Raw genomic sequence first — 17,287 nt, forward strand, 5'->3', positions numbered from 1 at the left:
TGGTGTGGAGCGATTCGACGCGAGGGGACGCCAAGGGCCTGCCTTGACGAGTGCGGGTCGCGGGGTGGCGGCCGCCGTGCCGCGCTCGGGGCGTGCATGCGCGCCGCCGCCACCCGCAACAGCCCGGCCGGGGTGGGTCCCGCCGATGAAACGCGTCCGGGTGGGACGGAACCTGTCCTGGTCCATGGCTAGAGTCGGGCTCGGTCACCAGCACGAGCTGGGGCTGATCGACCGCAAGTACGCGCCGAGCGGTTCGGTGGCTGGGGTCGGCGGACGCGTAGGTGGCTGGTATGGACGGTTCCCAGGGCGGCTTCCGCCTTGAGACGGGGGCGACCGGGTTCTGGCACGCGGGCGAGGCGCCGCTGCGTGAGGTCGAGGTCGGGAGGTGCCGGGCCGCCTGGTACGCCGCCGCCTTCGCCGCCGGCGGGCAGCCCGGGGATTTCGTGGAGCGGGCGTACCCGTACGACTTCCACAGTGCGACGGTTATCGACGGGGCCGGTGGACGACACGTGGTGCTGTTCCATGCGCACCAGCCGCTGGTCGCCTTCGTCGAGGAACGGAAGCACGGGTACACCGACGAGTTCCTGGAGCCCCCCGCCTGGGGCGTCGCCGCGTTCGGCGACGCCGGGTTCGTGGTGCCGAGCGCCGCGCAGCTGCTGTCGCCGCTCGGGGAGTGGGACACCTCGGTGCTGTCGGCCGCCGAGCTGAAGCAGATCGCGTACTGGGGGCCGAGGACCCTGGGGGCCGCGCTGTTCAATGCCTGGGATTGACGGGCGGGGCGGGAACAATGGCGGGCGTGGAGCTTTTCGAAGAGGCCGTGGCCGCTCTGTCCGTCGAGTATCCGGGGGACGAGCGGGGGCGCATGCTGCGGTCGCTCGGGGTGAAGACCGGGGGGAAGTTCTACGCCTTCGCCACCGAGGCCGACGTCGTGGTGAAGCTGCCCGCCGGGCGGGTCGCCGAGCTCGTCGGGGCGGGGGTCGGGTCGCCGTGCGAGACGCGGCCCGGGCATCCGATGCGGGAGTGGGTCCGGCTCGTGCCGCAGGACGTGGACGGGTGCCTGGCGTACCTGCGGGAGGCGCGGGCCTTCGTGGCGGCGTCGGCCGCTTCGTGAGCCCCGTCCCGGACCCGGGGCAGGGCCGCACCCGCGTGCCGTGGCGGAGGCCGATGCGGCGGCGTGCCGGGCGGGCGCCGTGCCCCGCCGCCGTGTGGGCGGCGGGGGCGTCGGCGACGGGGGCGGACTAGGCCGTCTCTTCCGGATCTTGCCTGGCCCGCGCCGCCCGGCACCGCACCTCGCCGCCTTGGCGGAGCGCCCGAGTACGTCCAGTACAAGGGCGCCCCGCCAAGGCGCCGATGCACGGCACCGGACGACGCGGGCCTGACCGGCAAGATCCGAAAGAGACGACCTAGCCCTCCGCGCAGATCACGTCGTACGGGCGGCCGACCGCGATCGTGAGTTGCATCGGTTCCGTGGTGCCCGACGGGCATTCGTCCTTCGTCTTGACGAGGCCGAGGACCTTGTACGTGCCCTTGGGGGCGCCCGCGCAGGGGACTTCCTTCGCCTGGTCGGTTATGCAGTCGCCCTTGACCAGCTGGCCGCCGCCGGCGCCCGCGTCGCCGGGGTGATCGCCGGAGAGGTTGCGGCCGCAGACGGTGTTGGTGGGGATGCCGCTGCTCTTGCCGCCGTTGTAGGAGATGCTCACCTTGATCATCAGGTCGGTGCCGGCCGGGCACTGGATCGAGCCGGGGAGGATGCCGGCTTCCTTGATGTCGATGGCCTTGAAGGTGGCGCCGGTGGCGTCGCACTTCTGGCGCCGGTAGCCGTCGGGCTGGTCGTTCGGGTCCGGGCCGCCGCAGTCGCCGACCTTCCAGGCGCTGGAGGTGTCGGAAGAGGACTCCGGGTTGCCGGGGTCGGAGGGCTTGAAGGAGGGGGCGCCCAGGGTGGGGGACGAGGAGGGCTTGCCGTTGCCCTTGGAGTCGTCCGCGAGGAGCACCCGGGAGACGCCGTAGAGGGCCGCGATGACCACGAAGACGACCACGAGGACTGCGGCGGTGTTGTTCTGGCGGCGTGGCGGGGGTGAGGGCGGGGGCGGAAAGGCCTGGTACGGGTTGGACATCGTTTCTCCTGGGGGCGGCGGTGGGGACCGGGGTGTCCGCTTCCGATCAGTGACGCGTCATGGACACCTCATGGTTCCAGGGAGGTGCGGGCGTCGGATCGGTGGCTCGTGAACGCATGCGCGCCCGTCGGGCTGGTGCACGGCGGATGCGCGGCGGATGCGCCCGGAATCGGTCCCGCCCCTGCCGGTTCCGGCCGCTCCGGGCCCCGGTCCTGGCCGCTGCGGCGCCCGCGCGGATACGTTCGGCAGCCTGCCGCCACACCGTGGGCGCACGGCCCGTAGGGACTCGCGGCAGTAGAGGTGGACGGTGTTCAAGCGCATCTCGATCAAAGCCGTGACGGCGGGAACGGCGACCGTACTGGGACTGATCGCCGCCGGGTGCGGGGCGTCGGAAGGTGTGGGCGGTGCGGGGGAAGGCCCCGCACCTCGGGCGCCCGCGGCCGTGACCCCGGGTGCGGTGACCCCGGCCGATGCGGCGCCCACCGATGCGCCCCGGCCGCCGTGACCCCGGGCCCCGGAGTTCAGAGGACGGCGACCGGGGCGACCGGGGTGCCCACCGCGCCGACGAAGGGTTCCGGCATCGCCGAGAGGAGGAAGGCGTACCGGCTTTCTTCTGCACAGGCTGTGGACAACTTTTCGAGGTTCCAGTTCTGACCCTGGTGCATGCCCATCTCGACGAGGTCGAGGGCGTGCACCGGGAGCCAGAGGTTCTCGATCTCCGGCGGGAAGATCTCGAAGGTGAGGGTGTCGTTCGCGACCGCCGCCACGTCCCGGGCGTGGAACCACTCCGGGGTGCGCACGGACAGGCCGGGTGACGGGAAGCCGTAGGCGTGCTTGTCGCCCGCCAGGTAGACCTGGATCTGGCCGGTGCGGACCAGGACGATGTCCCCCGCGCGGACCGTGACCCCGCCGAACTCCTCCGCCTCGGCCAGGTCTTCGGGAGTGACGGCGTGCCCGCCGGGGAGGCGGTCGAGGCCCTTCGCACGGGCCACGTCGAGCAGGACCCCGCGCGAGACGATGTGGCCGGCCTTGTCGATGCCGCTGAACTCGGCGCGGCCGTGCGCCGTGATCGTGGACGCCGGGCGGCCGTTGTAGATCCGGCCCGAGTGGGAGACGTGGGTCAGGGCGTCCCAGTGGGTGGCGGACTGGAGGCCCATCGTCACGGCGTCGTCGCTGCACGCCACCGTGCCCGGGCCGAAGAGTTCCTGGTTGATCTGCACCATCGTGTGCAGCGGATTGATCCGGCCGGGGATCATGCCGGCCTGGACCCCGTCCTCCTTGAGGGGCAGGGCGAGCGGTATCCGGCGGCCGCTGCGGATCTCCGCCGCGGCGGCGCGGACGACCTCGTCGGTGATGAGGTTGAGGGTGCCGATCTCGTCGTCGGCCCCCCAGCGGCCCCAGTTGTTGACGCGCTTGGCGATGTCGTGGAACTCGGCGGGCATGGTCATGGGCGTCGACAGCTCCTTGCGTGGAGAACCGTGGCGGACGTGGCGGACGTGGCGAGCGGAGAGGCGGCGAGCGGAGAGAAGGCAACGGGGGCTTGTGCTCCGGCGTCGGCGTGCCCATAGAATCTAACGGTCCGTCAGAAAACGTGGGAAGGGGCCGGACGTGGGGAACTTCTTGGCAGGCAAAGTCGTCGCCGTCACCGGCGCCGGCCGGGGCATCGGGCGGGCCGTGGCACTCGCCGCGGCCGCCGAGGGGGCCAAGGTCGTCGTCAACGACTACGGGGTGGGCATCGAGGGCGGAGAGCCGACCAGCGAGATCGCCGAAGGCGTGGTGAAGGAGATCCTCGCCGCGGGCGGCGAGGCCGTAGCCGTCGCGGACGACATCTCCACCATGGCCGGTGGGCAGCGCATCGTCGACACCGCCCTCGCGCAGTACGGACGCATCGACGGGGTCGTGTGCGTCGCCGGCATCCTGCGCGAGCGGATGCTGTTCAACATGTCCGAGGAGGAGTGGGACCCGGTCGTCGCCACCCACCTCAAGGGCACCTTCACCGTGTTCCGCGCCGCCTCCGCCGTGATGCGCAAGCAGGGCACCGGCACGCTCATCGGCTTCACCAGCGGCAACCACCAGGGCTCCGTCGCCCAGGCCAACTACAGCGCCGCCAAGGGCGGGATCATCTCGCTCGTACGCAGCGCCGCCCTCGGGCTCGCCAAGTACGGGGTCACGGCCAACGCGGTCGCGCCCGTGGCACGTACCCGCATGTCCGCCAACGTCCCCATGGAGCTCAAGGAGATCGGCGAGCCCGAGGACGTGGCCGCGCTCGTCACCTACCTGCTCAGCGACCGCGCCAAGGCCGAGGACATCACCGGGCAGGTCTACACGATCGCCGGCCCCAAGATCGCCGTCTGGGCGCAGCCGCGCGAACTGCGCGCCGGGTACGCCGAGGGCGCCTGGACCCCGGAGAAGATCGCCGACTTCCTCCCCGGAACGGTCGGCAAGGACCCGATGCCGATGCTGGCCCAGCTGGAGGCCATGGCCAAGGCGGCGGCCGCCAAGGACCGCCCCAACGCCTGACGGGGGGAGCGCCGTGGATTTCGGCTTCGGGGCCGAGGACGAGGAGCTGCGCGGCCACGCCCGGACGTGGCTGACGGAGCACCTCGTCGGCCCGTACGCGCAGGCGGTCGGCCTCGGCGGACCGGGCAGCGAGCACGAGGAGGTCGGCGCCCGGCGCGCGTGGGAGCGCGAGCTGGGCCGCGGGGGCTGGATCGGGCAGGGCTGGGACGTGCCCGCGGGGGCGTACGGGCAGCGGCGGCTCTCGCTGACCGGGCAGGTGGTGTGGGCCGAGGAGTACGCGGCGCTGCGCGCCCCCGGCCGGGTCGGCCACATCGGGGAGAACCTCCTCGCGCCCACGCTCATCGCGTACGGCACCCGGGAGCAGCAGGGCCGCTTCCTCCCCGGCATCGCGGCGGGCGAGGAACTGTGGTGCCAGGGCTACAGCGAGCCCGGCGCCGGCTCCGACCTCGCCGCGATCCGCACGGCCGCCGTCCGGGACCCGGCCGACGGGCTGTACCGGGTCACCGGCCAGAAGATCTGGACCTCGCTCGCCCAGGACGCCGACTGGTGCTTCGTCCTGGCCCGCACCGAGCCGGGCTCGCGCCGTCACCGGGGGCTGTCGTTCCTCCTCGTACGGATGGACCAGCCGGGGCGGGTCGAGGTCCGGCCCATCCGCCAGATGTCGGGGACCTCTGAGTTCAACGAGGTCTTCTTCGACGGGGCGGTCGCGGCGGAGGTCGTCGGCGCGGAGGGCGAGGGCTGGGGCGTGGCCATGGGGCTGCTCGCGCTGGAGCGGGGGGTCTCGACGCTGGTCCAGCAGATCGGCTTCGCGGCGGAGCTGGAGCGCGTACTGGCCTCGTACGCCGCGTCCGGCGCGGCGGCGGGCGCGGACGATCCCGTACTGCGGGATCGGCTGGTGCGCCAGTGGGCGGAGCTGCGCACGATGCGGTGGAACGCCCTGCGCACCCTGGGCGCCGAAGGGGATCCGGGGGCCCCGAGCGTGGCCAAGCTGCTGTGGGGCGGCTGGCACAAACGGCTCGGCGAGCTCGCGGTCGAGGTCCGCGGCGCGGCGGCGACGGCCGGACCGGCCGGGGCGGCCTGGGCGCCCGGGCTCCCGTACGAGCTCGGACTCGACGAGGAGCAGCGGCTGTTCCTGTTCACCCGTGCCGACACGATCTACGGCGGCTCGGACGAGATCCAGCGGAACATCATCGCCGAGCGCGTGCTCGGCCTGCCTAAGGAGTCGCGGTGAGAGGCGTCGTATTCGACGGCAAGCAGGCGCAGGTGGTCGACGACCTGGAGATCCGGGACCCGGGGCCGGGGGAGGTGCTCGTCGCGATATCGGCGGCCGGGCTGTGCCACAGCGACCTCTCGGTGATCGACGGGACGATCCCCTTCCCGCCGCCGGTGGTCCTCGGCCACGAGGGCGCGGGGGTCGTGGAGGCGGTCGGTTCCGGGGTCACGCACGTGGCTCCCGGGGACCACGTGGCGCTGTCCACGCTGGCCAACTGCGGGGCGTGCGCGGACTGCGACCGGGGGCGGCCCACGATGTGCCGCAAGGCGATCGGGATGCCCGGGCAGCCCTTCTCGCGGGGCGGGAAGCCGCTGTACCAGTTCGCGTCGAACTCGGCCTTCGCGGAGCGCACGATCGTCAAGGCCGTGCAGGCCGTGAAGATCCCGGCGGACATCCCCCTCACCTCGGCCGCGCTGATCGGCTGCGGGGTGCTGACGGGCGTGGGCGCGGTCCTGAACCGGGCCCGCGTGGACCGGGGCGAGTCGGTGGTCGTCATCGGCACCGGCGGGATCGGGCTGAACGTGCTCCAGGGCGCGCGGATCGCGGGCGCCACCACCGTCGTGGCGGTCGACGCGAACCCGGCGAAGGAGGCGGTGGCCCGGCAGTTCGGGGCCACGCACTTCATCGACGCGTCCGCGGTGGCGGACTCCTCGGCCGCGGTGAAGGAGATCCTCCCGACGGGCGCGGACCACGCCTTCGAGTGCGTGGGCAACGTCAGGCTGATCCGGCAGGCCATCGACCTCCTGGACCGGCACGGGCAGGCCATCCTGCTCGGGGTGCCCGGCTTCAAGGAGGAGGCGTCCTTCCAGGTCTCCTCGATGTACCTCGACAAGACCATCATGGGCTGCCGGTACGGCTCCTCGCGGCCGCAGCGCGACATCGCGCTCTACGCCGAGCTCTACCGGCAGGGCAGGCTGCTGCTGGACGAGCTGGTCACGGAGGTCTACCCGGTCGAGGACTTCGCGAAGGCCGCCGACGACGCCCACCACGGGCGCGTGGCGCGGGGCGTGCTCACCTTCTGAAGGGCTCGGAAACGACGGAGCTCCCCCGCCGGCGGGTGGTCGTACCCGCCGGTGGAGGAGCCGTCGATCAGAGCGACCGGATCGAGGTCGACGTCAACGTCAACGTCAGTCGAGGACGTCGGGGATCGGCTCGGTGTTGCTGCGCTGCAGCGCCGCACCGGAGCCGGCGCTCGCGCCGAGAGCCCAGTCCATGAGCTTCATGGCGTCCGCGTAGCGCTCCTCGTCGTTCAGCATGACGCCGATGACGGTCTTGCCGTTGCGGGTCGCGGAGAAGACGAGGCACTTGCCCGCGGCGGTGCCGGTGCCGGTCTTGACGCCGATGGCACCCGGGTACGCGTAGCCGGTGGGACGCTCGCGGATGAGCAGGTTGGTGTTGTACCAGGTGGCGTCGGTGGAGGTGCCGCCGCTGCTGTACGACGTGGACTTCACGATCGCCGGGAACGTGGTGCCCATCATGGCGTACTTGGTCAGCTTCGCCATGTCGCGCGGGGTCGTGAGGTTGTTGCCGGTCGGCGAGATGCCGTCGAAGGAGTCGTAGGTGGTCCGGGTCATGCCCAGGGCCTTCGCCTTCGCGTTCATCTGCGCGATGAAGTCCTTGGTGCGCTCCGCCGTGGTCGCGCCCTTGCCGAAGGTGTCGGCGAGCGCGTAGGCCGCGTCGCAGCCCGACGGCAGCATCAGACCGTAGAGGAGCTGACGGACGGTCGGAGTGGCGCCGGCCTTCAGGTGGGCGGTGCTCGCACCTTCCCGGACGACGTAGTCCAGGTACTCCTGCTTGATGGTGACCTTCTTGTTGAGGTCGACACCGGGCATACGGATGATCAGTGCGGCCGTCATGATCTTCGTGGTGCTCGCGCCCTGCCGCTTGGTGTCGGCGTTCTTGGCGTCGAGCGTGGCCCCCGTGGTGCCGTCGATCAGGATCGAGCCCGCGGCCGTGTTCGGAGGCGCGGCGGTCGGCGCGGCCGACGCGGCGGGCACCGCGGCGACGAGCAGGGCTCCCGTGGCGACGCTGACGGCGACGGCGCCGCGCGCGCGGCGCATCATGTTCAAAATCAAGCCAAATCCCCCTGGATGAGTGGAAATCGAGGGGCCGGGACGACAGTGAGGTGTCTCGGCCCCCGGGGGGAGCTTACGCATCGGTAGCCTGCTTTGCGGACGGGTGGGCGCCGGGTGGGCGCGGGACGGGGGCGGGACGGGGGCGCTCAGGCGCTGAACCGGCCGAACCTGCCCTTGTGGAACAGCAGCGGGCCGTCCTCGCCGGCCGCACCCATGGCCTCGACCCGGCCCACGACGATGAGGTGGTCGCCGCCGGTGTGGACGGCGTGGATCCGGCAGTCGATCCAGGCGGGTACGTCGTCGAGTTGCGGCGACCCGGTGGCGGGGGCGGGGCTGTGGCCGACCCCGGCGAACTTGTCGGCGCCGCTGACGGCGAAGGCCCGGCACAGCTCGCCCTGTTCGGCGCCGAGGATGTTCACGCAGAACACCCCGGCGCGGGCGATGCGGGGCCAGGTGGTCGACGTACGGGCCACCATGAAGGTGACCAGCGGCGGGTCGAGGGAGAGCGAGGCGAACGACTGGCAGGCGAAGCCGGCCGGTCCGTCCTCCCCCTCGCCGGGCGGGGCGGTGATGACGGTGACCCCGCTGGCGAAGTTCCCGAGCACGGCACGGAACTCGGCGGGGCTCACGGGGGCGCGTTCGTCCTCCCCGACGGCCCGCAGGTCGGGGCGCGGCAGAACGTCCACGGGCTCCGCTTCCGCCGCGGTGGAGGTGGGGGAGCCTACTGACCTGAGGTATCGGACGACGGTGGCCGCCATCCCTGCGTGTCCCATCACATCCACGATTGAACCTGACGGAGCGTCAGATGGGAAGCCGTGGGACGCCGCGGCCGCCCCCACGTTCCATGACGTTGTGAACTCCCTCGTGCGACACGGGACATGAACGGCACCGGCCTGCTCTGCTCGGCGTGCGGCTTCACCACGCCCGGAAGCCGGGAGTCCCAGGCCGCTCGGCTGCCGGGAGGGCAGTCGTCACCCCTGCTGTCCCCGACCCACCCCGACCGGCCGGCGAGGCGGCTCGGCGAGCTGCTCGCGGGCGGGGCGGGGACGAGGCCTTCAGGGAGGCGGAGGAACGTTCCCCGGACCTGAAGGCCGCCTTCCACGACCAGTTCCGCGACCTGCCCTCCCTGCGGGACGTCCCGGCCCCGTCCTCCGCCCCTGCCCCGTCCTCCGCCCCGTCCCCCTCCACGGCCGGGTAGGTGCCTCCACTCGGGTGAAGCCCCCGTCCGGTGGGCGGCGGGTACGTCCCCGCGCGCGCGGGGTTCGGCATCGTGTCGGGCGCACCCGAATCCTCACCACCTTGGGAGAGTCGCCCATGCTCGGCACCGACTTCCGCACCGGATCACCCAACTGGCTCGACCTCGGCAGTCCCGACGTCGACGCCTCCGCCGCGTTCTACCGGCACGTCTTCGGCTGGGACTTCGTATCCGCCGGGCCCGACGCCGGCGGGTACGGGTTCTTCCAGGTGGCGGGGAAGACCGTGGCCGCGGTCGGACCCCTGACGGAGGGCGGCGCGCCCTCCGCGTGGATGACGTACTTCAACACCGAGAACATCCGCGCCACGGCCCGGGCCGTCGGGGACGTGGGCGGGACGGTGCGCACGGAGCCCATGGACGTGATGGGCCAGGGCTGGCTCGCCCAGTTCACCGACCCGCAGGGCGCGCAGTTCGCGTGCTGGCAGCCGGGGAAGACGGTCGGGCTGGAGCTGACGTCCGCGCCGAACAGCCTGGTGTGGGTGGAACTGCACGTGCCCGACCCCGACTCGGCCATCGCCTTCTACCACGGGCTCTTCGGCTGGCGGCACGAGGAGATGCAGACGCCCGGCATGACGTACCGGGTACTGAGCACGGCGGAGGGCGACAAGCAGATGACGTCCTTCGGCGGGATCGCGCCGTTGGGCGAGGGCGCGGGCGGCGCGTCGAACATGCTGCCGCGCTGGGTGCCGTACTTCAACGCGGCCGACGTCGACGCCGCCGCCGTGGCGATCGAGGGCAACGGCGGTGAGGTGCTGATGCCCGCGGTGGACGTGCCGGGCGTCGGCCGCATCGCCTGGGGCTCGGACCCGGCGGGAGCGGTGTTCGCGCTGCTGAGGCCGGACCCGCGGATGTAGGTGCCGGGGCTTCGTCGTGCGGATCAGCGTCCGAGGTACTTGGGCGTGCGGCGTTCCACGAAGCTCGCCACGCCCTCGTTCGCGTCGGCGGTGGTCATGTTGATCTCCTGAGCGGTGGCCTCGGTGGCCAGTGCGGTCGCCCGGTCACTGTCCAGGGACGCGTTCACGAGCTGCTTCGTCATGGCGATGGCCCGGGTCGGGCCCTGGGCGAGGCGCTCGGCCCACTCGCGGGCGGCGGCCTCCAGGTCCTCGGGTGCCACGACCTTGTTGACCAGGCCGAGGCGCTCCGCGTCCGCGGCCGGGAGGGCGTCGCCGAAGAACATCAGCTCCTTGGCCTTCTGCGGTCCGACGAGGCGGGGGAGGAGGTACGCGCCGCCGCCGTCGGGCACGAGGCCGCGGCGGACGAACACCTCGATGAAACGGGCGGTGTCGGCGGCGATGACGAGGTCGCAGGCGAGGGCGAGGTGGGCGCCGATGCCGGCGGCCGTGCCGTTGACGGCGGCGAGTACCGGCTTCTCGCAGTCGAGGACCGCGGTGATCAGCCGCTGCGCGCCGAGGCGGATCACGCGGGCCACGTCGCCGGCGACGCGGTCGGTGGGGGCGGGCCCTCCGCGGAGGTCCGCGCCCGCGCAGAAGCCCTTGCCGGTGGCGGTGACGACCACGGCGCGGATGGCGGGGTCGGCGGAGGCGTCCGCGAGCAGGGCGATGACGCGTTCGCGTTGGTCCCAGGTGAGGGCGTTCATGGCGTCGGGGCGGTTGAGGGTGATCCAGGAGACGTTGTTGTCCGTGCGGTGCAGGATGGTCGCGTCCTGGGCCGGTGCCTCGGTCATCGCTGAACTCCCGTTCGGGGTGGGTGGACGGTCGACGGATGGTGGGTGGCGAGTGAGTGCTGCGGGTACGGGTGGGTTGCCGCTGCGCGGAGCCGCTCCCCGCCCCGCCCTTCCACCGTTCCCTGGGGCTCCGCCCCCGAGCGCGGCGGCGGGGCGCGGGGGCAAGCGGGGCTGAGCGCAGCGTCAGCGGCAGATGGTGAGGGCGTCCAGTGCCACCGCCCCCTGCCCGCGGGGCAGGACCATCAGGGGGTTGATGTCCAGCTCGGAGAGTTCGTCGCCCAGTTCCAGGGCCATCCGCTGGATCCGGAGGATGACCTCCACCAGCGCGTCCACATCCGCCGGCGGAGCCCCCCGGACCCCCTCCAGCAGCGCGTGCCCGCGCAGTTCGCCGAGCATCGCCCGCGCCTGGTCCTCGCCGAACGGCGGCACGCGGACCGCCGCGTCCCGCAGGACCTCGACGAGGACGCCGCCGAGTCCGACGGTGACGGTGGGGCCGAAGAGGTCGTCCTGGGTGACGCCCACGACCATCTCCACGCCCCGCTCCACCATCTGGCAGACCAGGATGCCGTCCAGCGGGACGTTCTCGTAGCGCGCGATGTCCGTGAGCTCGCGGTACGCGTCGCGGATCTGGCTCGCCGAGGTCAGGCCGATCTTGACCAGGCCCAGTTCCGTCTTGTGGGCCAGCTGCGGTCCCGACGCCTTCATGACCACCGGGTAGCCGACCAGGCCCGCCGCCCTGACCGCCGCCGCCGCGCTCGTCACGAGCTGCTCGCGCGGGACCCGTATCCCGTACGCCCGCAGCAGCTGCTTCGCCGCGTGCTCGCTGAGCTGCTGGCCGGGGCGCATCAGCGCCTGCGCCTTGCGGTACGAGGGCGAGGGCGTGCGGGGCGCGTCCTCGAAGGGGGAGCGGTACCCGGCGGTGAAGCGGTGGTGGCCGAGGTAGGCCCGTACGGCGGTGATGCAGTTGCCGAACGTACGGAAGGTGGCCACGCGGGAGGAGCCCAGGAGGGTGCTGCGGTAGGCCTCCTCGGTGCCGACGGGGGAGCCCCAGATCACGCAGATCAGCTTGTCCGTGGCCTCGGCGGCGTCCACCAGGTCCTGGGCGAGCTTGTCGCTCATCGGGGGGAACGGGCCGGTGATCGGGCAGATCAGGACGCCGACGGACGGGTCGGCCAGGATGGCGTCGATGATCTTGCGGCCGCGCCAGTCGCCGACCGGGTGGCCGCCGTTGTCGACGGGGTTGGCGACGTTCAGGTACTCCGGGATCCACTGGTGGAGTTCGGCCTGTTTGGCGTCCGAGAGGGTGGGGAGGGTGAGGCCCGCCTCCGTGGCCAGGTCCGAGAAGTGGGCTCCGGTGCCGCCGGAGATCGAGTACACGACGACCCCGTCGGCCTTCGGCTTGCGGGCCCGGGCGAGGAGGGCGGCGGTGTCCTGGAGCTCGTCCAGGCCGTCCACCCGGATGACGCCGAACTGGCGCATGGCCGCGTCCACGACGGTGTCCGCGCCGGTCAGCTTCCCGGTGTGGGAGGCGGCCATGCGCGCGCCGGTCTCGGTGCGGCCGACCTTGACGGCGACGACGGGGACCCCGTTGCGGGCGGCCCGGTCGGCGGCGAGGAGGAAGGAGCGGCCGTCCTTGAGTCCCTCGACGTAGCAGGCGATGGCGCCGACCTCGGGCTGCTCGGCGAAGTAGGAGATGAAGTCGGCGGTTTCGAGGTCCGCCTCGTTGCCCGTCGGCGCCCAGTGGGAGAGGCGGATGCCGAGCTCCTGGAGGGTGTAGACGGGCCGGCCCTGGTGGCCGGACTGGGTGATCAGCGCGATCGCCGGTCCGTCGAGGTCGTCGCGGAACTTCTCGAAGGCGTTGAGGTTGGTGTTGGGGCCGAGGAGGCGCAGGCCCGAGCGCTGGACGGCGGCGCCGAGGCGGGCCTGGGCGGCCGCGCCCGCGTCACCCGTCTCGGCGAAGCCGGAGGCGAAGGCGACGGCGAACTTGACCTTCGTCTCGGCGAGTTCCTCGATGACGGGGAGGGGGTCGCCGACCAGGAGGACGGCGAGGTCCACCTGCTCGGGCAGGTCGGCCACGGAGGCGTGGCAGGGCAGTCCGAAGACGGTGGCGCGGGTGGGGTGCACGGGATGGATCCGGGCGCCCACGCGCTCCGCCCACGCGATCAGCTGGCGGGTGATACCGGTGTTCGGTTTGCCCTCGGCGTCGGAGGCGCCGACGACGGCCACGGACTCGGGCCGGAAGAACCGGTCCAGGTCGGGCACGTCGGCATGCAGTGGCCGTCCGCTGACGTCCACCGCGACCGTGTCCTCGGCGGACGGCGCGGCCGTCGAGTGGACGGCCGTTCTGGGGGACTCCCCGCAGGCCTCGACACGTGCGCGGAAGTCGGTGGTGAGGGTGCCGTGAGTAGATCCAAGCATCGTTCCGCCCGCTCCTGCTCGATGAACATCGATGGAACCTCAAATAACTGACGCGTAGTCAGATTACTGAACTGACGCGCCGTCAGGAACAGGGCTGCGCAGGAAAGGTGGTGGAGGTGATGTGTGGAACGGTCGCAGACGCTTAGGGGAAGGTCCAGACTCCTTTCGGTCGGAGTAGGTCGCCCGACCTAGTCGCCGAGGCGCCGCGCCACCGCCTTCGCGATCCGCTCCGCGTCCAGGGCCATTTCCCGGAACATCCCGCTGATGGGGTTGGAGAAGCCCGTGAAGTACAGGCCGGGTGCCCGGGCGGGGGTGCGGGCGCCGTGTACGAGGGGGCGTCCGCGCCCGTCCAGGACGTCGAGGTGCCCGACCAGGCCCTCCAGGGCGCGCCGGTACCCGGTGGCCGCGATCACCGCGTCCGGGCTGATGCGGGTGCCGTCCGCGAGGACCACGGCGTCGCCGTCGAGGGAGTCGACGGCCGCCACCGGCTCGACCCGGCCGGCCCGGACCGCGTCGATCAGGCCGACGTCCTGGACGGGGATCGCCCCCTCCTTGACCCTGCTGTACAGGCCGGTGTCGGGGCGCGGGAGCCCGTACGCCGACAGGTCGGGCACGGACGCCTTGGCGACGAGCCGGCCGAGCCGGTCCACGAGCCGCACGGGCAGCCGTCGGACGAGGATCCCCGTGCGCTGGGCCGGCCAGCCGGCGGTGGAGCGGCGCACGATGTGCGGGGCGGTGCGCACGGCGAGCCGTACCCGCGCCGCCCCGCCCTCGACGAGGTCCACGGCTATCTCGGCGCCGGTGTTGCCCACGCCGACGACCAGCACGTCGCGGCCCGCGTACGGCTCGGCATTGCGATAGTCGGCGGCGTGCACCAGCTCGCCGGTGTACGCGTCCCGGCCCGGCCAGTCGGGCAGCGCGGGCGTGTGGTTGAACCCGGTGGCGACGACCACGGCCGAGGCCGCCAGCACCCGGCCGCCGGTGGCGTGCAGGGTGAAGCCGTCGTGGTCGCCGTCGGCGGGGGTGCCGGTGCCGGTGCCGGTGCCGGTGTCGGTGTTGCCGTCGGCGTCGGCCGCGCGTTCGATGCGGGTCACCTCGACGCCGGTGACGACCTCCAGCTCGTGGAACTCGGCGTACTTCTCCAGGTACCGCACCACGTCGTCACGGGAGACCCAGCGTCCGAAACGGCGCGGCATGGCCAGGCCGGGGAGGGCGGAGAGCCGGCGCGTGGTGTGCAGGTGGAGCCGCTCGTAGTGGCGGCGCCACGAGGCGCCGACCTCGTCGGACTTCTCGACGACCACGGCGCGCACCCCGCGGGCCCGCAACGCGGCGGCCGCGGCGAGCCCGCCGGGGCCGCCCCCGATGACGTACACGGGGCGGGGCTGGGTGGTCATGTCGGGTGCTGTGGGGACTCCGGGCATGAGGTGTGAGCGTATCGCCACGCAGCGTTGATGGGTCGCGGGCAGGGAGTGAATCGATTGCGGATCGGTTACGGGCCGTTTGGCGCGGGGTGCCGCCCGGGCGGGGACCGCGGGTCTGCGGCGGGGTGCCTCCCGCTCCGCGACCGCGGTCGGGGCTTCGCGGTCGACCGCCTCCCTGGGTGGATCCGGAGGAGGGGGAGGCGCCGGACGGGCCGGCGCTCGATCCGTTCTCCGTCCGGGTGGGCGATGTCGGCGCGGCCTCGACCCGACCGGGCCCTTGCGGGATCGCCCCGGATCCGCTGAACTGACGTACCGTCAGATCGATTCGAGGGGTGGGAGCTGCGATGCAGACCATCTGGCTCAGCGGCGCCGAATGGCTCGCCGTGCTCCGGATAGGCCTCGGCCTGTGGTGGCTGGAGAGCTGGCGGCACAAGGACAAGAAGGGCTGGTTCGAACGCGGCACCGGCATCGCCTGGGCCGCCGACGTCGCGGGCAAGCACCGCTGGGCGTTCGTGAAGGGCGGCTTCGAGACGGTCGTCGCGCCCCGCCCGAAGCTGATGGCGTACGTCGTCGTCTACGCGGAGCTGGCCCTCGGGCTCGGCCTCGTACTCGGCTTCCTCACCCCGATCGCACTGGTCGGCGGCCTGCTGCTCAACCTGCTCTACCTGGTGCTGATGATCCACGACTGGGCCGAGCAGGGGCAGAACGCGATGATGGCGCTCATCTCGCTCGTCGCCCTCTTCGCCATGGCCTGGCAGACCTGGTCCCTCGACTCCGCGATCGGACTCTTCCTTTGAACACCGTGCGGTACGACCTCCCCGAGGCGGACGATTTCACCCGGCCCTACTGGGACGCGGCCGCGGAAGGCCGCCTCCTGCTGCGGCGCTGCGCCGACTGCGGGCGGGCCCACCACTACCCGCGCGAGTTCTGCCCGTTCTGCTGGGCAGGCGAGGACCGCGTCTCCTGGGAGACGGCGAGCGGCGGCGCGACCCTCTACACCTGGTCGGTGATCCACCGCAACGACCTCCCGCCCTTCGGCACCCGCGTCCCGTACACGGCCGCGGTGGTCGACCTGGCGGAAGGCCCCCGGATGATGACCGAGGTGGTGGACTGCGAGGCGGCGGACCTCCGCATCGGGATGCCCCTGACCGTCACCTTCCGCGAGGCGGCGGAGGGCCTGGCGGTCCCGGTGTTCCGGCCTTCGGCCTGACGGTCCTGCCGACCCCTCCGCTCACTCCACGCCGAGGTCCTCGCGCATGGCGTGCCGCATGGCCCGGAGGTGGACCCATACCGCCTGCTGGGCCTGGGCCGCGCTCTCGAACGTCTCGTCCGGCCCGGGCTCACCGCGTTCCAGGCGTTTGACCTGTCCGTAGAGCTCGCTCAAGGCGTCGTTGGAGGCGCTCGCCAGGGCGAGCACCTCGCGGGGGGCGATCATCTGCGCCTCGGAGTACCGGTCGCGGTGGGCGTTGCGAGCCTCGTCGAGCGCGACGCGGTCGGCGTCCTCGACGGTGCGCTCCCGCATGACGTGCAGGTGCTTGTTGAGTGCGGTGTTCAACTGCCTTGCTTCCCGGTTGAGTTCCGCATAGCAGGTGCGACGGAGCACGAGCTGCTCACGTATCTCCTGGTGGCCGCGCAGAAGCTCTATCTCCTTGCGCTTGACGCGCTCGGAGCCCCGCTGGGTGAGGATCGCGCCCCCCAAGGTCCCCGCCACGCCCACCACCGCAATGACCACCGACCCGATCTCCATCAACTCACTCTAAGGCCAGAGCAATTCACGCTCCCAGGACCCCTCGGCCGTACGCCGGTACCGCAGCCGTACGTGCCTGCGCGCCGGGTCGCCCTGGAAGAACTCCACCTCGGCCGGGTCGAGTACGTACCGCGTCCACGTCGGAGCCGGCGCATCCGGCTCGGCACCCGCCCGCTCCCAGGCGGCCTGTGCCACCCGTGCCAGCTCCTCCACCGACCCGAGCACCTCGCTCTGCCGCCCCGTGAGCGCGGCGGCCAGCGCGCCGCGCGAGCGCACGGCCAGGTCCGCCCGGCTCTCCTGCGGCCCGCACGCCGTCACCCGGCCCCGGATCCGCACCTGCCGCGCCACGGCCGGCCAGTAAAACCCGAGCGCGGCCTCGGGCTGCGCGGCCAGCTGCCGGCCCTTGGCGCTGGTGGCGTGCGAGGCGAAGTGCCAGCCCCGCGCGTCGGCGTCGTGCAGCATCAGCGTCCGCACGTCGGGCCGCCCCTGAGCATCCACCGTCGCCAGGCTCATGGTGTGCGGCTCGAGCTGGCCGGCCTTGGCGGCCGCCACGAACCACTCCCGGAACAACGGCAGCGGCTTGGTGGGCGCGGCGGAGGTGTCGAAGGCGGGGAGCGGGGAGTCCCAGACGCGCAGGGAGTGCAGGATCTCCCGGAACTCGTAGGCGCTCGTCGCGTCGGCGCCCGTCGTTCCGCCGGCTTCGCTGCTCTCGTTCGTCATGCGGCCAGGCTACTTCGGGCCCGTCGGGATCTTGACCGAATGGCGGGGCGGGGGTGGGGG

General features: G+C 72.6%; 17 protein-coding genes. 8 read left to right on the forward strand and 9 right to left on the reverse strand.

Annotated elements, in window-relative coordinates:
- Window positions 1–290 precede the first annotated feature (290 nt).
- Together ACFYZL_RS27585 and ACFYZL_RS27590 are read left to right on the forward strand one after the other, a co-directional pair.
- Window positions 291–770 carry a hypothetical protein gene (locus ACFYZL_RS27585; RefSeq protein ID WP_388682647.1) on the forward strand — a complete coding sequence of 160 codons (480 nt, stop codon included), beginning with the start codon at window positions 291–293 and terminating at the stop codon, window positions 768–770.
- Window positions 771–796: 26 nt separating this feature from the next.
- Window positions 797–1,111, forward strand: coding sequence for a hypothetical protein (locus tag ACFYZL_RS27590; RefSeq protein WP_384747944.1), 315 nt, complete (start codon window positions 797–799; stop codon window positions 1,109–1,111).
- A 292-nt stretch (window positions 1,112–1,403) separates the two neighbouring features.
- Here the strand turns inward: ACFYZL_RS27590 and ACFYZL_RS27595 are convergent, their stop codons facing one another.
- Entirely contained in the window at window positions 1,404–2,114 is a 711-nt protein-coding gene (locus tag ACFYZL_RS27595) for a hypothetical protein (RefSeq protein WP_384747941.1), read from the reverse strand.
- A gap of 521 nt (window positions 2,115–2,635) precedes the next feature.
- Window positions 2,636–3,562 (reverse strand): cyclase family protein, encoded by a 927-nt coding sequence (locus ACFYZL_RS27600; RefSeq protein ID WP_384747939.1) that lies wholly within the window; start codon window positions 3,560–3,562, stop codon window positions 2,636–2,638.
- Window positions 3,563–3,722: 160 nt separating this feature from the next.
- On the opposite strand from ACFYZL_RS27600, the gene ACFYZL_RS27605 reads away from it, so the two are divergent.
- Genes ACFYZL_RS27605 through ACFYZL_RS27615 form a run of 3 tightly spaced genes read left to right on the forward strand, consistent with a single transcriptional unit; the run spans window position 3,723 to window position 6,929 of the window.
- On the forward strand, window positions 3,723–4,634 hold the full coding sequence (locus ACFYZL_RS27605; RefSeq protein ID WP_388682651.1) for an SDR family oxidoreductase: 912 nt from the start codon (window positions 3,723–3,725) through the stop codon (window positions 4,632–4,634).
- Window positions 4,635–4,647: 13 nt separating this feature from the next.
- Complete coding sequence (locus ACFYZL_RS27610; protein ID WP_384747934.1) at window positions 4,648–5,865, forward strand: acyl-CoA dehydrogenase family protein; 1,218 nt, start codon at window positions 4,648–4,650, stop codon at window positions 5,863–5,865.
- A complete protein-coding gene (locus tag ACFYZL_RS27615) occupies window positions 5,862–6,929 on the forward strand; it encodes a Zn-dependent alcohol dehydrogenase (RefSeq protein ID WP_388682653.1) in 1,068 nt (355 codons plus the stop codon). The genes ACFYZL_RS27610 and ACFYZL_RS27615 overlap by 4 nt, the downstream gene beginning before the upstream one ends.
- A gap of 105 nt (window positions 6,930–7,034) precedes the next feature.
- Here the strand turns inward: ACFYZL_RS27615 and ACFYZL_RS27620 are convergent, their stop codons facing one another.
- Complete coding sequence (locus tag ACFYZL_RS27620) at window positions 7,035–7,967, reverse strand: D-alanyl-D-alanine carboxypeptidase family protein (protein WP_384747999.1); 933 nt, start codon at window positions 7,965–7,967, stop codon at window positions 7,035–7,037.
- Between the two features lie 161 nt (window positions 7,968–8,128).
- Window positions 8,129–8,740 (reverse strand): flavin reductase family protein, encoded by a 612-nt coding sequence (locus tag ACFYZL_RS27625; protein ID WP_388682738.1) that lies wholly within the window; start codon window positions 8,738–8,740, stop codon window positions 8,129–8,131.
- Window positions 8,741–9,296: 556 nt separating this feature from the next.
- Between ACFYZL_RS27625 and ACFYZL_RS27630 the strand changes: the two genes are divergently transcribed.
- Complete coding sequence (locus ACFYZL_RS27630; RefSeq protein WP_384747928.1) at window positions 9,297–10,091, forward strand: VOC family protein; 795 nt, start codon at window positions 9,297–9,299, stop codon at window positions 10,089–10,091.
- Between the two features lie 23 nt (window positions 10,092–10,114).
- Here ACFYZL_RS27630 and ACFYZL_RS27635 read toward each other — a convergent pair whose 3' ends face one another.
- From ACFYZL_RS27635 to ACFYZL_RS27645, 3 genes are all read right to left on the reverse strand, one after another.
- Entirely contained in the window at window positions 10,115–10,921 is an 807-nt protein-coding gene (locus ACFYZL_RS27635; protein ID WP_388682656.1) for an enoyl-CoA hydratase/isomerase family protein, read from the reverse strand.
- A 183-nt stretch (window positions 10,922–11,104) separates the two neighbouring features.
- Window positions 11,105–13,339: an acetate--CoA ligase family protein gene (locus tag ACFYZL_RS27640; protein WP_384747921.1), complete on the reverse strand. Its 2,235-nt coding sequence runs from the start codon at window positions 13,337–13,339 to the stop codon at window positions 11,105–11,107.
- A 188-nt stretch (window positions 13,340–13,527) separates the two neighbouring features.
- Window positions 13,528–14,733: a flavin-containing monooxygenase gene (locus ACFYZL_RS27645; protein ID WP_388682659.1), complete on the reverse strand. Its 1,206-nt coding sequence runs from the start codon at window positions 14,731–14,733 to the stop codon at window positions 13,528–13,530.
- A gap of 371 nt (window positions 14,734–15,104) precedes the next feature.
- Here ACFYZL_RS27645 and ACFYZL_RS27650 point away from each other — a divergent pair, with 371 nt between their 5' ends.
- Together ACFYZL_RS27650 and ACFYZL_RS27655 are read left to right on the forward strand one after the other, a co-directional pair.
- Entirely contained in the window at window positions 15,105–15,557 is a 453-nt protein-coding gene (locus ACFYZL_RS27650) for a DoxX family membrane protein (RefSeq protein ID WP_384747915.1), read from the forward strand.
- On the forward strand, window positions 15,554–15,970 hold the full coding sequence (locus tag ACFYZL_RS27655; protein WP_384747912.1) for a Zn-ribbon domain-containing OB-fold protein: 417 nt from the start codon (window positions 15,554–15,556) through the stop codon (window positions 15,968–15,970). Before ACFYZL_RS27650 ends, ACFYZL_RS27655 begins: the two co-directional genes overlap by 4 nt.
- A 21-nt stretch (window positions 15,971–15,991) precedes the next feature.
- Here the strand turns inward: ACFYZL_RS27655 and ACFYZL_RS27660 are convergent, their stop codons facing one another.
- Entirely contained in the window at window positions 15,992–16,507 is a 516-nt protein-coding gene (locus tag ACFYZL_RS27660) for a hypothetical protein (protein WP_388682662.1), read from the reverse strand.
- Window positions 16,508–16,516: 9 nt separating this feature from the next.
- The gene (locus tag ACFYZL_RS27665) at window positions 16,517–17,227 is read right to left on the reverse strand and encodes a pyridoxal 5'-phosphate synthase (RefSeq protein WP_388682664.1); all 711 of its coding nucleotides are present in this window, start codon (window positions 17,225–17,227) and stop codon (window positions 16,517–16,519) included.
- Window positions 17,228–17,287 lie beyond the last annotated feature (60 nt).

Origin of the sequence: Streptomyces sp. NPDC001717 (assembly GCF_042892775.1) — a bacterium.
GTDB lineage: Bacteria > Actinomycetota > Actinomycetes > Streptomycetales > Streptomycetaceae > Streptomyces.

Bases quoted from the DNA above. Each gene is read 5' to 3' on its own strand.
- ACFYZL_RS27585 (WP_388682647.1), top strand. From the start codon at position 291: ATGGACGGTTCCCAGGGCGGCTTCCGCCTTGAGACGGGGGCGACCGGG.
- ACFYZL_RS27595 (WP_384747941.1), bottom strand. From the start codon at position 2,114: ATGTCCAACCCGTACCAGGCCTTTCCGCCCCCGCCCTCACCCCCGCCA.
- ACFYZL_RS27600 (WP_384747939.1), bottom strand. From the start codon at position 3,562: ATGACCATGCCCGCCGAGTTCCACGACATCGCCAAGCGCGTCAACAAC.
- ACFYZL_RS27620 (WP_384747999.1), bottom strand. From the start codon at position 7,967: ATGCGCCGCGCGCGCGGCGCCGTCGCCGTCAGCGTCGCCACGGGAGCC.
- ACFYZL_RS27625 (WP_388682738.1), bottom strand. From the start codon at position 8,740: ATGGCGGCCACCGTCGTCCGATACCTCAGGTCAGTAGGCTCCCCCACC.
- ACFYZL_RS27630 (WP_384747928.1), top strand. From the start codon at position 9,297: ATGCTCGGCACCGACTTCCGCACCGGATCACCCAACTGGCTCGACCTC.
- ACFYZL_RS27635 (WP_388682656.1), bottom strand. From the start codon at position 10,921: ATGACCGAGGCACCGGCCCAGGACGCGACCATCCTGCACCGCACGGAC.
- ACFYZL_RS27640 (WP_384747921.1), bottom strand. From the start codon at position 13,339: ATGCTTGGATCTACTCACGGCACCCTCACCACCGACTTCCGCGCACGT.
- ACFYZL_RS27645 (WP_388682659.1), bottom strand. From the start codon at position 14,733: ATGACCACCCAGCCCCGCCCCGTGTACGTCATCGGGGGCGGCCCCGGC.
- ACFYZL_RS27650 (WP_384747915.1), top strand. From the start codon at position 15,105: ATGCAGACCATCTGGCTCAGCGGCGCCGAATGGCTCGCCGTGCTCCGG.
- ACFYZL_RS27660 (WP_388682662.1), bottom strand. From the start codon at position 16,507: ATGGAGATCGGGTCGGTGGTCATTGCGGTGGTGGGCGTGGCGGGGACC.
- ACFYZL_RS27665 (WP_388682664.1), bottom strand. From the start codon at position 17,227: ATGACGAACGAGAGCAGCGAAGCCGGCGGAACGACGGGCGCCGACGCG.